At 74.6% G+C, this 13,182-nt stretch carries 9 protein-coding genes and 1 tRNA gene; 4 read left to right on the forward strand and 6 right to left on the reverse strand.

The features are described from left to right. Positions 1-244 precede the first annotated feature (244 nt). Complete coding sequence (locus ACZ7JZ_RS26640; protein WP_470943486.1) at positions 245-2,452, forward strand: elongation factor G-like protein EF-G2; 2,208 nt, start codon at positions 245-247, stop codon at positions 2,450-2,452. A gap of 178 nt (positions 2,453-2,630) precedes the next feature. Continuing rightward, a complete protein-coding gene (locus ACZ7JZ_RS26645) occupies positions 2,631-4,286 on the forward strand; it encodes a hypothetical protein (RefSeq protein WP_470943488.1) in 1,656 nt (551 codons plus the stop codon). Between the two features lie 50 nt (positions 4,287-4,336). On the opposite strand, the gene ACZ7JZ_RS26650 is transcribed toward ACZ7JZ_RS26645, so the two are convergent. The 4 genes from ACZ7JZ_RS26650 to ACZ7JZ_RS26665 all read right to left on the reverse strand — a co-directional run bounded on the left by ACZ7JZ_RS26650 (position 4,337) and on the right by ACZ7JZ_RS26665 (position 8,926). Next, the gene (locus ACZ7JZ_RS26650; protein ID WP_470943489.1) at positions 4,337-4,897 is read right to left on the reverse strand and encodes an HIT family protein; all 561 of its coding nucleotides are present in this window, start codon (positions 4,895-4,897) and stop codon (positions 4,337-4,339) included. Between the two features lie 84 nt (positions 4,898-4,981). Next, positions 4,982-6,958: a threonine--tRNA ligase gene (thrS, locus tag ACZ7JZ_RS26655; RefSeq protein WP_470943491.1), complete on the reverse strand. Its 1,977-nt coding sequence runs from the start codon at positions 6,956-6,958 to the stop codon at positions 4,982-4,984. A gap of 91 nt (positions 6,959-7,049) precedes the next feature. Next, on the reverse strand, positions 7,050-8,342 hold the full coding sequence (locus tag ACZ7JZ_RS26660; protein WP_470943493.1) for a hypothetical protein: 1,293 nt from the start codon (positions 8,340-8,342) through the stop codon (positions 7,050-7,052). A gap of 23 nt (positions 8,343-8,365) precedes the next feature. After that, positions 8,366-8,926: a DUF4365 domain-containing protein gene (locus ACZ7JZ_RS26665; RefSeq protein WP_470943495.1), complete on the reverse strand. Its 561-nt coding sequence runs from the start codon at positions 8,924-8,926 to the stop codon at positions 8,366-8,368. A gap of 192 nt (positions 8,927-9,118) precedes the next feature. Between ACZ7JZ_RS26665 and ACZ7JZ_RS26670 the strand changes: the two genes are divergently transcribed. Continuing rightward, positions 9,119-9,844 carry an exonuclease domain-containing protein gene (locus tag ACZ7JZ_RS26670; RefSeq protein ID WP_470943497.1) on the forward strand — a complete coding sequence of 242 codons (726 nt, stop codon included), beginning with the start codon at positions 9,119-9,121 and terminating at the stop codon, positions 9,842-9,844. Positions 9,845-9,899: 55 nt separating this feature from the next. Here the strand turns inward: ACZ7JZ_RS26670 and ACZ7JZ_RS26675 are convergent. After that, positions 9,900-9,971: transfer RNA gene (locus tag ACZ7JZ_RS26675), tRNA-Val, on the reverse strand. A 38-nt stretch (positions 9,972-10,009) separates the two neighbouring features. Then, positions 10,010-10,468 (reverse strand): SRPBCC family protein, encoded by a 459-nt coding sequence (locus tag ACZ7JZ_RS26680; RefSeq protein WP_470943499.1) that lies wholly within the window; start codon positions 10,466-10,468, stop codon positions 10,010-10,012. Positions 10,469-10,577: 109 nt separating this feature from the next. Here ACZ7JZ_RS26680 and ACZ7JZ_RS26685 point away from each other — a divergent pair, with 109 nt between their 5' ends. Beyond that, entirely contained in the window at positions 10,578-13,127 is a 2,550-nt protein-coding gene (locus tag ACZ7JZ_RS26685; RefSeq protein ID WP_470943501.1) for an SCO7613 C-terminal domain-containing membrane protein, read from the forward strand. Positions 13,128-13,182 lie beyond the last annotated feature (55 nt).

Genomic DNA, 13,182 nt, shown 5'->3' on the forward strand with positions numbered 1-13,182 from the left:
GGGCGGAACCCCCGCGCACCCACCGGTTCGCGCGCGGTGCGGCGCGCACGGGTACGCGCGGGGTACGACGTATGGACGCGATGTGGCACCGGTGCAAAGCTCGAAGGACACGGCCATCCACCTCCACTCCCCCACTCCCCGCTCCCCCATTCCGCCGTTTCCCCCATTCCCCCCGTCCCCGAATCCCCGAATCCCCGAATCCCCACTCCCCGCTGACCCGACCCTCCCGGGAGGCACGAGACACATGGGCGACAAGGCGAACGCACAGCCGGGCGGCACCGGAGCCGCCGGCAGGGCACCGGCGGCCGACCGGCCCGCGGCCATCAGGAACGTGGTGCTGGTCGGCCACAGCGGTTCCGGCAAGACCACCCTGGCCGAGGCCCTCGCGCTGACGGCGGGGGCGGTCAACCGGGCCGGCCGGGTCGAGGACGGCGGCACCGTCTCGGACTACGACGAGATCGAGCACCGCCAGCAGCGCTCCGTACAGCTCTCCCTGATCCCCGTCGCCTGGGACGGGATCAAGATCAATATCCTGGACACCCCCGGATACGCCGACTTCGTCGGAGAACTCAGGGCCGGTCTGCGCGCAGCGGACGCGGCCCTTTTCGTGGTCTCGGCCGCCGACGGCGTGGACGGCGCCACGCGGATGGTCTGGGAGGAGTGCCAGGCCGTCGGGATGCCCCGCGCGATCGTCGTCACCCACCTGGAGGCCTCCCGGGCCGACTACACCCAGATGACGGCCGTCTGCGGGGAGGTCTTCGGCGCGGACGACCCCGACGCGGTCGTCCCCCTCTACCTGCCGCTGTACGGTCCGCCCGGCCCCGACGGGCACGCCCCCGTGACCGGCCTGCTCGGGCTGCTCTCGCAGCGGGTCTACGACTACGCCTCCGGCACCCGCGCCGAGCGCGCCCCCGACCCGGACGAGCTCGCCCTGATCTCCGGGGCCCGGGCCCGCCTCATCGAGGGGATCATCGCCGAGAGCGAGGACGAGGGCCTCATGGACCGCTACCTCGGCGGCGAGGACATCGACCTCGACACCCTCGTCGGCGATCTGGAGCGGGCCGTGGCCCGCGGCACCTTCCACCCGGTCCTGATGGCCGCCCCGGCCGCCGAGGGGGCCCGCCAGGGCCTCGGCACCGTCGAGCTCCTCGAACTGGTCACCGGCGGCTTCCCCACCCCCCTGGAACGCGCCCCCGTGGCCGTCACCACCCCCGGGGGCGCCGAGCGCCCGGCCGTGACCTGCGACCCGGGCGGGCCGCTCCTCGCCGAGGTGGTCAAGACCTCCTCGGACCCCTACGTGGGCCGGGTCTCCCTCGTCCGCGTGTTCTCGGGCACCCTGCGGCCCGACGCGACCGTGCACGTGAGCGGCCACGGCCTCGCCGACCGCGGGCACGAGGACCACGACGTGGACGAGCGCATCGGCGCCCTCACCGCCCCCTTCGGCAAACAGCAGCGCCCCCTGGGCGGGTGCATCGCCGGGGACCTCGCCTGCGTGGCGAAGCTCACCCGCGCGGAGACGGGAGACACCCTCTCCGCCAAGGAGGCGCCGCTGCTCATGGAGCCCTGGGACATGCCGGACCCGCTGCTGCCCCTCGCCATCGAGGCGCACAGCAAGGCCGACGAGGACAAGCTCTCCCAGGGCCTGGCCCGCCTGGTGGCCGAGGACCCGACCATGCGGCTGGAGCAGAACCCGCACACCCGCCAGGTCGTCCTGTGGTGCCTGGGCGAGGCGCACCGCGACGTGGCCCTGGAGCGCCTGCGCCACCGGTACGGCGTCCAGGTCGACGCCGTACCGCACCGGGTGAGCCTGCGCGAGACCTTCGGCGGGCGGGCCGCCGGCCGCGGGCGGCACGTGAAGCAGTCCGGCGGCCACGGGCAGTTCGCGATCTGCGAGATCGAGGTGGAGCCGCTGCCCGCCGGCAGCGGGATCGAGTTCGTCGACAAGGTCGTCGGCGGCGCGGTCCCCCGCCAGTTCATCCCCTCGGTGGAGAAGGGCGTGCGGGCGCAGGCGGCCCGCGGGCTGACCGCGGGCCATCCGCTGGTCGACGTGCGCATCACCCTCCTCGACGGCAAGTCCCACTCGGTGGACTCCTCCGACGCCGCCTTCCAGACCGCGGGCGCGCTCGCCCTGCGGGAGGCCGCCGCGCAGGCCCGGATCGAGCTCCTCGAACCGGTCGCCGAGCTGGCCGTGCTCGTGCCCGACGCGTACGTGGGCCCGGTCATGAGCGACCTGTCGGGGCGGCGCGGCCGGGTGGTCGGCACCGACCAGGCCGCCTCCGGCCGCACGCTGGTGCGCGCCGAGGTCCCGGAGACCGAGATCGACCGGTACGCCGTGGAGCTGCGGTCGGTGACCCACGGCACCGGCCGGTTCAGCCGTACGTACGCCCGACACGAGCCGATGCCCGCGCAGTTGGCCGACAAGGTGCGCGAACAGGCCGGAAAGGGTGCGTAGTTGATGTTCGGCTGACGTTCACTGGAGAGGGCCGCCCGCTCAACACGGCTGCTGCGGGCGGCATTTCCCCGTCCCCTGACGGGGGGTGCACATCCCGGATAGGCTTCGTCACGAAGTGTGCCGGGTGGGGCTACGGGGAACAGGCCGCAAGAGTCGGCGCGGGCGATGGGGGCAGGCGATGACGGACGTCGGATTCGATTTCGGTCCGGGGGCACAGGTGCCCCTGTCGGGGGCGGGCGGCCAGACCGCCGCGACCAACGCCCTCGCGTCCGCCGCCTACCGGGACAGCCCGGCCGAGGAGATCCTCAAGGCCGACAACGAATGGCACACCTCCGAGGTGAAGAAGGGCCGCATGTCCCTCTTCGCCCCCAACCTGGGCGAGGCCTTCTGCGCCGCCGTCGAGGCCCGGATGCTGGGCGCGGGCCGCAAGCCGCTGATCCAGTCCTTCGGCGCCGAGCCGCAGACCGTCGTGGAGCACTGCCTGGCCGCCTCCCGGCTGCGCAAGGTCCGCGACCGCCGGCTGCGGGTGATCACCCTGGTCTGCGGGGTGCTCTTCCTGCCCGGACTGCTGCTGTGGCTGGGCCTGTTCCAGCTCCGCAAGACCCTCTCCGGCTCTTCGGACAAGCGCGCCTCCTGGCTGGGCACGGTCCTGCTGGTGGGCGTCGGCATAGCGGTGGCCGCGCTGATGTTCCGGCTGCCTTTCACCGGTTTCTGGGGCCTGTACCTGCGTGGGATGGTCCTCGCCCCCGTGGTCGGCTGGCTGCTCGCCCGCCGGCTCTGCGAGCGCACGGCAGCCGACATGCGCGCCCGCTGGGACGGGCTGCTCTCCGGCGGCGGGGTCGGCGCCAAGATCCCCGAGGCCGTCCCCTCCAGCCCCAACGAGACCGCCGCCGAGGAGCTGCGCCAGCAGCTGGCCCGGCTGACCGCCGAGGACCGCAGCAACTCCGTCTTCTACGCCGGCCCCAAGGGCATCCTCGGCATGGGCACCCGCTGGGGCAGCTGGCAGCTCGCGGAGGAGCTCGTGCCCGCCGACCCCGGCCGGGACATCAACCCGTTCCGCAGCTGGGACGTCATCCGGGCCGTGGAGAAGCAGCTGACGGAGCTGAACCGCGGCCCCCTGCACACCGGCGGCTTCCCCACCCCCTCCGTCAAGCACTGGATCGTCTCCCCGGTCGGCGAGGGCGCCAAGGAGGTCGCCCGCCCAACGGGGGACGGGGTGCACGCGTACCAGATCACGGGGCAGGAGGTCACCCGGATCTGCAACGAGCAGCAGTTCAACGCCGGCAACCGGCACTACCTCGGCGTGCAGTTCGCCCTCTGGGACGGGCAGCTGGTCATCACCATGCTGGTCACCGTGACCGTCCTCTACCAGACCCTCCGGGTGGAGGTCACGGGCCATGCGCTGGGCCCCGTACACGGCCTCTTCACCACCAAGTCCGCGCCCAAGACCGAGACCGTCGCCAAGACCGTCCGCTTCTGGGAGACCGTCGAGAACACCCTCCCGCTGGTGGACACCAACGAGGTCGTACGGCTCATGGTCCGGGCCCCGCTGACCTGGTACCCGCCGCTGCTGCAGTACCTCGGCGGCAAGCTGGTCCTGCCCGAGCCCTTCGGGGTGCGGCACGTCTGGGCCGGACAGCCCTGGCGGCACCGCTTCATGGCGGACGACGCGCTGCGCGCCGCCACGCCCGTGCTGCGCGCGGTGCACACGGCCGCGATGCGGGTCCTGGCGGAGAACGGCGTGGACACCGAGCGCTTCAGCAACCGCTCGATGATCGTCAGCGGCATCGTCCAGGACGCGTCCCCGCGCAAGGCGGACCTGTACGACGCGTAGGACTCCGCCCAGTGGCGGACGGGCCGGCCGGACCGGCCCCGCCCGGCCCGTCAGCCGGTGGGCCAGGCCTCCGCGAGCATCTCGCGGGTGTCGGCGAGCAGCTGCGGCAGCACCCGCGTGTGCCCGACGACCGGCATGAAGTTGGAGTCCCCGCCCCACCGCGGCACCACGTGCTGGTGCAGGTGGGCGGCGATGCCGGCGCCGGCGGCCGTGCCCTGGTTGAGGCCGATGTTGAAGCCGTGCGCCCCGGAGGCCTTGCGCAGGGCGACCATGGCCCGCTTGGTGAGGTCGGCCAGCTCGGCGGTCTCGGGGCCGTCGAGCTCGGTGTAGTCGGCCACGTGCCGGTACGGGACGACCAGCAGGTGGCCGCCGTTGTACGGGTACAGGTTGAGCACGGCGAAGACGTGCCTGCCGCGGGCGACGACCAGCCCGTCCTGGTCCGACATCTCCGGGATCCCGCAGAACGGGCAGCCGTCGCCGGCCTCCGGGCCGGTGGGCTTGTTCTCCCCCTGGATGTACGCCATCCGGTGGGGGGTCCACAGGCGCTGGAACGCGTCCCGCGTCCCGACTCCGTTCTGCTGCTCCGGTTCAGTCGTCATGTGAAGCAGCATATGACCTCGTCGGCGGGCATGCGGAAGGCCCCTGGGAAGTGATCGCCTCCCAGGGGCCCGGCCCGCACTGCGGCGGGGAGCAGGTCAGACCTGCACGCGGCGCTCGACCACGTCGGCGAGCTTCGCCAGCGCGTCGGCGCGCGGGATGCCGTTCTCCTGCGAGCCGTCGCGGTAGCGGAAGGAGACGGTGCCCGCGGCCATGTCCTCGTCACCGACGATGACCATGAAGGGGACCTTCAGCTTCTGGTTGTTGCGGATCTTCTTCTGCATCCGGTCGGAGGAGGCGTCGACGTCGACCCGCAGGCCCTTCTTCTTCGCCTCGGCGGCGAACTCCTGGAGGTACTCGACGTGCGCGTCGCCGATCGGGATGCCGACGGCCTGCACGGGGGCCAGCCACGGGGGCATGGCGCCGGCGTAGTGCTCCAGCAGGACGGCGAAGAACCGCTCGATGGACCCGAACAGCGCGCGGTGGATCATGACGGGGCGCTGGCGGGAGCCGTCGGCCGAGGTGTACTCCAGGTCGAAGCGCTCGGGCAGGTTGAAGTCCAGCTGCACGGTGGACATCTGCCAGGTGCGGCCGATGGCGTCGCGGCACTGGACGGAGATCTTCGGGCCGTAGAAGGCCGCGCCGCCCGGGTCGGGGGTCAGCGGGAGGCCCTGCTTCTCGGCGACCTGCTGGAGGACGGCGGTGGCCTCCTCCCAGACCTCGTCCGAGCCGACGAACTTCTCCGGGTCCTTGGTGGACAGCTCCAGGTAGAAGTCGGTCAGGCCGTAGTCGCGCAGCAGGTTGAGCACGAAGGTGAGGGTGCGGTCGAGCTCCTCGGCCATCTGCTCGCGGGTGCAGTAGATGTGCGCGTCGTCCTGGGTGAAGCCGCGGGCCCGGGTGAGGCCGTGGACCACGCCGGACTTCTCGTACCGGTACACGGTGCCGAACTCGAACAGGCGCAGCGGCAGCTCGCGGTAGGAGCGCCCGCGGGCGTCGAAGATCAGGTTGTGCATCGGGCAGTTCATGGGCTTGAGGTAGTAGTCGGTACCACCGTCGAGCTGCATGGGGGGGTACATGCCCTCCGCGTACCAGTCCAGGTGGCCGCTCTTCTCGAAGAGGGCGCCCTTGGTGGCGTGCGGGGAGTAGACGAACTCGTAGCCTTCCTCCTCGTGCCGGCGGCGCGAGTAGTCCTCCATGACCCGGCGGATGATGCCGCCGCGGGGGTGGAAGACGGCGAGGCCGGAGCCGATCTCGTCCGGGACGGAGAAGAGGTCGAGCTCGTTGCCGAGCTTGCGGTGGTCGCGCTTCTCGGCCTCGGCGAGGAAGTCGAGGTGGGCCTTCAGCTCCTCCTTCGAGGGCCAGGCGGTGCCGTAGATGCGCTGGAGCATCGGGTTCTTCTCGCTGCCGCGCCAGTAGGCGGCGGCGTTGCGCATGAGCTTGAAGGCCGGGATGTTGCGGGTGGTGGGCAGGTGGGGACCGCGGCAGAGGTCCTTCCAGCACAGGTCGCCGGTCTTCGCGTCGAGGTTGTCGTAGATGGTCAGCTCGGCGCCGCCCACCTCGACGCTCGCCCCGTCGTCGGTGGAGGCCGAGCCCTTGATGCCGATGAGCTCCAGCTTGTACGGCTCGTCGGCGAGCTCCTCGCGGGCGGCCTCGTCGGTGACCACACGGCGGGAGAAGCGCTGGCCGCGCTTCTGGATCTCCTGCATCTTCTTCTCGATGACCTTGAGGTCCTCGGGAGTGAAGGGCTTGGCGACGTCGAAGTCGTAGTAGAAGCCGTCGCGGACCGGCGGGCCGATGCCGAGCTTGGCCTCGGGGAAGAGCTCCTGCACGGCCTGGGCCATCACGTGCGCGGTGGAGTGGCGCAGGATGTCGAGGCCGTCCGGGGAGGAGATCTCGACGGGCTCGACGGTCTCGCCGTCGCGGAGCACGTACTCGAGGTCCTTGAGCTCGCCGGCCACGCGGGCGGCGATCACGGTGCGCTCGCCGGGGAAGAGGTCCGCCGCAGTAGTGCCCGTGGTCACCACGCGCTCTTCCCGCTCGGAATCGCGTTGGATGATCACACGGACGTCTGACACCGGTCTCTCCTGACTCAGGGGTGCGGCAGCGGTCACTGCGCGCGCCTGAATCGTACCGAGCCCACCCCGCAGCCCGCGAAACGGTTAAGGATCACTCCGCTTCCGGGTCCCGGCCGCCCTCGGGTCCGCAGGCCTCCTCGAAGAAGTCGAGGTTCTCCTGGAGCGATTTGAGCAGCCGCTCCCGCTCCACCTCGTCGAGCCGTACGGGCGCCACGCCGCTGACCTCGGTCAGCCGCCGGAACCCGCCGTGCCGCTGGAGCCGGCCCGTGAGCCGGATCGGCAGCCCGACCAGGTGGGCGTGGCCCGCGATCGCGTAGGCCTCCTCGTCGAGGACGGTGCGGACGTACGGGACCTCGGCCCCGGCCAGCACCCGGACCCGTACGGTCCCCCCGCCGCGCGGCGCGGAGCGGCGCATCCGCACCACCGTGCCGGCGATGCGGACCGTGACGGCGGGTTCGAGGCGGGTGTAGCGGGCGGCGGCCTCGCGCAGGGCGGGCAGGTCCCCGGGGGAGAACGCGACGGGCTCGGGCCGGGCGGCGCAGCCGGCGGGGGCGCCGGCTGCGGGCGACCAGGCGAGGGCGACCCCGGCGCCCTCGGTGCCGCGGACCAGGGCGATCAGGGCCTCGGCGAGCTCGCGGCTGACCCCGGCGGGGACGGCGGCGTCGAAGGCCTCCATGCCGCCGGTGGCGCGCTGGTAGTCGACGGCCTCGCGGGCGGCGTGCAGGGCGTGGTGGAGGCGGGTGGCGGTGCCGCGGCCGCCGTCGAGGGGGACGAAGGCGGTGAGGCGGCGGCCGCCGGGGGCGGGGCCGACGAGGACCCCGTCGAGGGTGCGGGCGGCCTGGGCGCGGTGCCGGGCCCCGTGGTAGCCGGCCGGGGCGCGGTCGGCGAGGGCGGCGGCGAGGAGCAGGCGGCGGGCGGCGGCGCGCAGCTGCTCCTGGGCGGGCCAGGCGGATTCGGCGGGCAGGCCCTCGGGCAGGTCGCGCCACCAGCGGACCTCGTCGCTGGGGACGGTGAGCCCGTAGAGGATCTCGCGGGCGGAGGGCAGGGCGCTGCGGGAGAGGGCGGCGAGGGCCTCCTCCAGGAGGTCGGCGCTGTCGGGGAAGCCGGCGTCCTCGGGGACGAGGAGGCTGGTGCCGCCGGGTCCGGCCGCGGTGGTGCCGGGCGGGGTCCAGCGGCCGTAGCGTCCGGCGGCGCCGCCGCGGCGGCGCCAGCCGTGCCGGTGCAGGAGGGCGCCGAGGACGGCGGGGTCGGCGGCCGCGGGCGCCGGGGCGGGTCCGGCGGGGTCGGCGAACTGCGGGGGCAGGACCCCGGGGCGGAATCCGCGGTCCCCCTGGGGGCCGGGCAGGCCGCGGGGGCCGCCGCGGGGCTCGTGGGGCTGCTGCATGGGGATGTTCCCTCCGGCCGGCATCATGGCCTCCCTCCCGCCCCGACCCGCGCCATGATCGCGCACAGGGCCCGGTCGTCGAAGATCCTCGTGGTGGGGATCCGTACGGTGGTCCGCCGCCGGCCGGTCACGGGGTGTCCGGCCAGGTTGGTCCAGTAGCAGCAGTGGCGCAGGTCGAGCCGGTCCGGTCCGGCGAGCAGCCAGTCGGCGCGCTCGCGGGGGACGATCATCACGACGAGGATCTTGTGGACGGCGACGGGGGTGCGCGCCAGTTTCACCAGGTGGTCGTTGTCGAGGGTGAAGGGGAAGGTGGGCCCGGGCGGGCCGGGGGCGGTCTGGTAGGTGGCCTTGAGCTGCACCTTGATCGTGACCTCGTCGTCGACGGTGTGCTCGGGGGCCCCGTGGCTGACGTGCCAGTCGATGCCGTTGTCGGGGAAGGGCTGGGACAGGGAGCACCCGGCGGCGGCGGCGACCGCGTGCAGGTATCCCACCTGGAGGGTCTCCATGCAGGCGGTGGTGGCGAGTGTGCCGCGCAGCGGTTCGGTCCGCTCGGGCACGCCCTCTTCGGGCTGTACGAGCGCCATGGCTCCCCGTGGTCCTTCGGGCTCGTGGTGACGGGCGCTCAGCTGCGCTGGCCCCCAGGGGTGTTGTCTCCGCAGCGGACGGGCCGCAAACGGCGTACGGGGCAAACGGCACGGGTATCACGGTCTCGGGCGGGGCCGGCCTGATCGCCGGGCGGTTCGGCCTTCTGCCTTTCGGGGACGAGGAGTTCGGACATGACGCGCTGGTACGAGGGGCCGCTGGCCGCCTTTGACACGGAAACCACCGGAGTCGACGTCGAGGAGGACCGCATCGTGTCCGCCGCGATCGTCGTGCAGGAGTGCGCGGGCGGGCGGATCCGGTCCACCCGCTGGCTGGTCAATCCCGGGATCCCGGTGCCCGCCGGGGCCACGGAGGTGCACGGCCTGACCGACGAGCACCTCCAGCGGCACGGCCGCTGGCCGGCGCCGGTGGTCGAGGAGATAGCCCGGGCGCTCGGGGAGCAGGCCGCGGCGGGCCGGCCGGTGGTGGTGATGAACGCCCCGTTCGATCTGACGCTGCTGGACCGGGAGTTGCGGCGGCACCGGGCCTCGTCGCTGGCCCGGTACCTCGACAACAGGCCGCTGACGGTGCTGGATCCGCGGGTGCTGGACAAGCACCTGGACCGGTACCGCAAGGGCCGCCGCACGCTGACCGACCTGTGCGGGCAGTACGGGGTCGCGCTGGACGGGGCGCACGACGCGGCGGCGGACGCGGTGGCCTCGATGGAGGTGGTGCGGGCGGTGGGCCGGCGGTTCTCGGCGCGGCTGGAGCGGCTGAGCCCGGCCGAGCTGCACACCCTCCAGGCGGTGTGGCACGCGGCGCAGGCGCGCGGGCTCCAGGCGTGGTTCGCGCGCAACGGCTCGGAGGAGGCGGTGGATCCGCACTGGCCGGTGCGCCCGGAGCTGACCCAGGCGGCCTGAGGGGGTACGGGTACGAAAAAGCCGGTCCGTCAGCTGACGGACCGGCTTCTCCCGGTGGGCGATACTGGGATCGAACCAGTGACCCCTTCGGTGTGAACGAAGTGCTCTCCCGCTGAGCTAATCGCCCGGGAACGCACTGAACCATACAGGTGCGGCGGGGTTCGTTCAAACCGCTTCCGGCCGGGCGGCGAGGAGGGCGGCGAGCCCCCTGCACCCGGAGCGCATCATCAGCGCGTGGTTGAGCCGGAACAGGGGCCTCCCGGGGACCGCGAGGAGCCGCATCAGCGGCTTGCGGACGTGCACCTCCTGTTCGTACACGGCGCGGGTGCCGGCGCCGTCCGGTGCGAGGGTCCAGCGGGCCCAGCCGTCGAGGTCCCCGGTCATGCGCACTTCCAGCACCCCGGCCGCGGGCTCGTTGCGGGCCTCGGTGAGGGTGACGCGGAGCGAGTACGGGAGGAGGGACCGGAAGCGGGCGGTGCCGCTGCGGGCGCCGAGGGGGGCGACGCGGCGCACCTGGGGCCACCAGCCGGGGTAGCCGTGGGCGTCGGCGAGGACGGCGAACACCCGGGCGGGCGGCGCGGGCAGGCTCCAGACGCTGCGGAAGCGGTAGCGGCTCCAGTCCATGCCCCCAGTGTGGACCGCCCGCGGTGCGTACGGGGCGCCCTGCGTACTCACCGCGATCTGAGTACGTACGCCCATGTCCCCGCCGGGTGGCGGGCGCCACACTCCGGGTATGGAGAACGTCCCGCCGCCGGCCCAGGAGCTGGCCATGCTCGATCGCGAGCTCTTCCGACTCGATGCCCGCAGGGCCCAGTTGCTGGCCCGCCGGGCCTGGCTGCTGAGTGTGCTGCAGCCGGTGGCCGGGGCGTCTGCCCCGTTCCCGCAGTGGTCGCCGCCGCCCGGCGCGGGCGGTCCGGCCGGCCCCGACGGCTCCTCCGGGCCGAGCGCTCAGAACGTGCTGCTCGTACTGGGCGCCGTCCTGCTGGCCGTCGCGGCGCTGGCCTTCACCCTGGTCAGCTGGGGCTCGATGGGTATCGGCGGGCGTTCGGCGGTGCTGGGCGCGGTGACGGCGGCTGCGCTGGCGGCCCCGGTGGTGCTGGTGCGCCGCGGGCTGGGCGCTACGGCGGAGTCGGTGGCCGGGCTGGCACTGGCGCTGACCGTGCTGGACGCGTACGCCGTGTACCGGGTCGCGGTGCCGGGGGCGGACGCGGTGGCGTACGCGGCGGTGGCGGCCGGGGTGCTGGCCGCGGTGTGGACGGCGTACGGCCTGCTGGTCTGCCGGGGGCTGCGGCTGCCGGTGCCCGCGGCGGTGCTCGCGGCGCAGCTTCCGCTGCCGCTGTGGGCGGCGGCCTCGGGTGCGGACGTGCGGACGGCCGCCTGGGCCTTCCTGGCGACCGCTGCGGCGGATGCGGCGCTCGCCCTGTCGGGGCGGGGCGCGCAGGCCGTGCGGGCCCTGGCCGGGGTGTGCGGGGCCGGTGCGGGGGCCTGGGCCCTGCTGGCCGGTGTGGGGCTGTCCGCCGCGGCGGGTTCGGCGGGTGCCGCCGTGGCGCCGGGTGCGCTGCTGCTGGCGGTGGCCGCGCTGGCCGCCGGGGCGGCACGGGCGGCGCGGGGCGAGGCGCTCTCGCAGGTCGGGACGGCGCTGGCGGGTACGGCGGGGCTGACGGCGGTGGCCGCCGTGGGCGGGGTGCTGCGGCCGGCGCTGCCGGAGGGCTGGCTGCCGTTCGCGTACCTGGTGTGCGCGGTGCCGCTGCTGGCCGTGCTGCGCACGGGGCTCGCGGACCGGCTGCGGTGGGGGCTGGGCGGCTCGGGGGCGCTGGTGGCGACGGTGTGCGGGCTGCTGGCGCTGCCGGCGGTGGCGGCGGTGCTGACGGCCCCGCTGCGGGTGCTGCCGCAGGTGTGGCAGGGGGCTCCCGGGGGGCCGGCCGGCGACTGGCCCGGTTTCGGTTCGGCGCCGTTCGTGCTGGCGGCGGTGGCGGTGCTCGCGGCCGGCCTGTACCGGGTGGTCGGGCGGACCGGGGTGGCGGTGGCGGCCGGGCTGCTGGGCTGGGGCGCGGCCTTCGTCCTGCCCTCGGTGCTGCCCCTGGGCCACGGTCCGGTCCTCGCCGGCCAGGTGCTGGTGACGGCGGCCGCGGGAGCGGTGGCGGTACGGCCGGCCCTCCTGACGGCCCTGGCCCGGGGCGGTTCCCAGCCCTCCCGCACGACTCAGACCACCTCCGGCACGGCTCAGACGGCGCAGACGGCCGAGGCTGCCGAGGCGACTGCCCGCGCCGCTTCCACGGCTTCCGCTCCCGCCGCCGCAAAGGCCTCCCGTCCGGGCTCCGTGGCCGCCCTGGTCGCCGCCGGGTGCGCGCTGGCCGGCGCGGCGAGCACGGTGGTGCTGGCGCTCGCGGACCGTACGGGGACCTTCGCGGTGCTCGGCGCCTTCGCGGCGCTGGCGGCGGCCGCGGCCCGCGACCCCAGGGGCGCCGGTCCGGTGCGCGGCGGTGCGGCCGCCCTGGCGGCGGCCTGCGCGGCGGGGCTGCTGGCGGCCCTCGGGGCGGCGCTGGGACTGGCGCCGCACCGTACGGCGCTGCTGGTGCTGGCGGTCCCCGCGGCGGCGGCCCTGATCGCGGCCGCCCTGCCCGCCCGTCCGGTGCGGGTGCCGCTGGAGGCCGCCGGTGCGGCCGCGGGGCTGGCGGCGGTGGGCCTGGCGGTCGGGGACCCGTCCTCCCTGGCCCTGGTGCTGGCCCTCGCGGGCGTGGTGTGCGCGGGTACGGCCGTCCGGGCCGACCGCAGGGCGGCGGGCTATCCGGCGGCGGTGCTGTTCGTCCTGGCCTCCTGGGTGCGCCTGGCCGAGTCCGGGGTGGCCGTGCCGGAGGCGTACACGCTGCCGGTGACGGTCACGGCGCTGGCGGTGGGCCTGCTGCGGCGCCGCCGCGACCCGCAGGCCTCCTCCTGGACGGCGTACGGCCCGGGGCTGGCGGCGACGCTCCTGCCGAGCCTCGCGGCGGCCTGGGGGGACGCGCACTGGCTCCGCCCGCTGCTGCTGGGGCTGGGCGCCCTGGCGGTGACGCTGGCGGGGGCGCGGTACCGGCTGCAGGCGCCGCTGCTGCTCGGCGGCGGGGTGCTGGTCCTGGTCGCCCTGCACGAGCTGGCGCCGTACGCGGTCCAGGTCGTCGGCGCGCTCCCGAGGTGGCTGCCGCCGGCCCTGGCGGGGCTGCTGCTGCTCGCGGTGGGCGCGACGTACGAGAAGCGGCTGCGGGACGCACGGCGGGTCCGGGAGGCGCTGGGGCGGATGGGCTGAGCCCCGTACGGGCCCGGAACATGCCGAAGGCCCGGAGACGGAATCCGTCTCCGGG

The organism is Streptomyces sp. NPDC038213 (genome assembly GCF_055600495.1).

Bases quoted from the DNA above. Each gene is read 5' to 3' on its own strand.
- ACZ7JZ_RS26680 (WP_470943499.1), bottom strand. From the start codon at position 10,468: ATGGACTGGAGCCGCTACCGCTTCCGCAGCGTCTGGAGCCTGCCCGCG.
- ACZ7JZ_RS26640 (WP_470943486.1), top strand. From the start codon at position 245: ATGGGCGACAAGGCGAACGCACAGCCGGGCGGCACCGGAGCCGCCGGC.
- ACZ7JZ_RS26685 (WP_470943501.1), top strand. From the start codon at position 10,578: ATGGAGAACGTCCCGCCGCCGGCCCAGGAGCTGGCCATGCTCGATCGC.
- ACZ7JZ_RS26670 (WP_470943497.1), top strand. From the start codon at position 9,119: ATGACGCGCTGGTACGAGGGGCCGCTGGCCGCCTTTGACACGGAAACC.
- ACZ7JZ_RS26660 (WP_470943493.1), bottom strand. From the start codon at position 8,342: ATGCAGCAGCCCCACGAGCCCCGCGGCGGCCCCCGCGGCCTGCCCGGC.
- ACZ7JZ_RS26665 (WP_470943495.1), bottom strand. From the start codon at position 8,926: ATGGCGCTCGTACAGCCCGAAGAGGGCGTGCCCGAGCGGACCGAACCG.
- ACZ7JZ_RS26650 (WP_470943489.1), bottom strand. From the start codon at position 4,897: ATGCTGCTTCACATGACGACTGAACCGGAGCAGCAGAACGGAGTCGGG.
- ACZ7JZ_RS26645 (WP_470943488.1), top strand. From the start codon at position 2,631: ATGACGGACGTCGGATTCGATTTCGGTCCGGGGGCACAGGTGCCCCTG.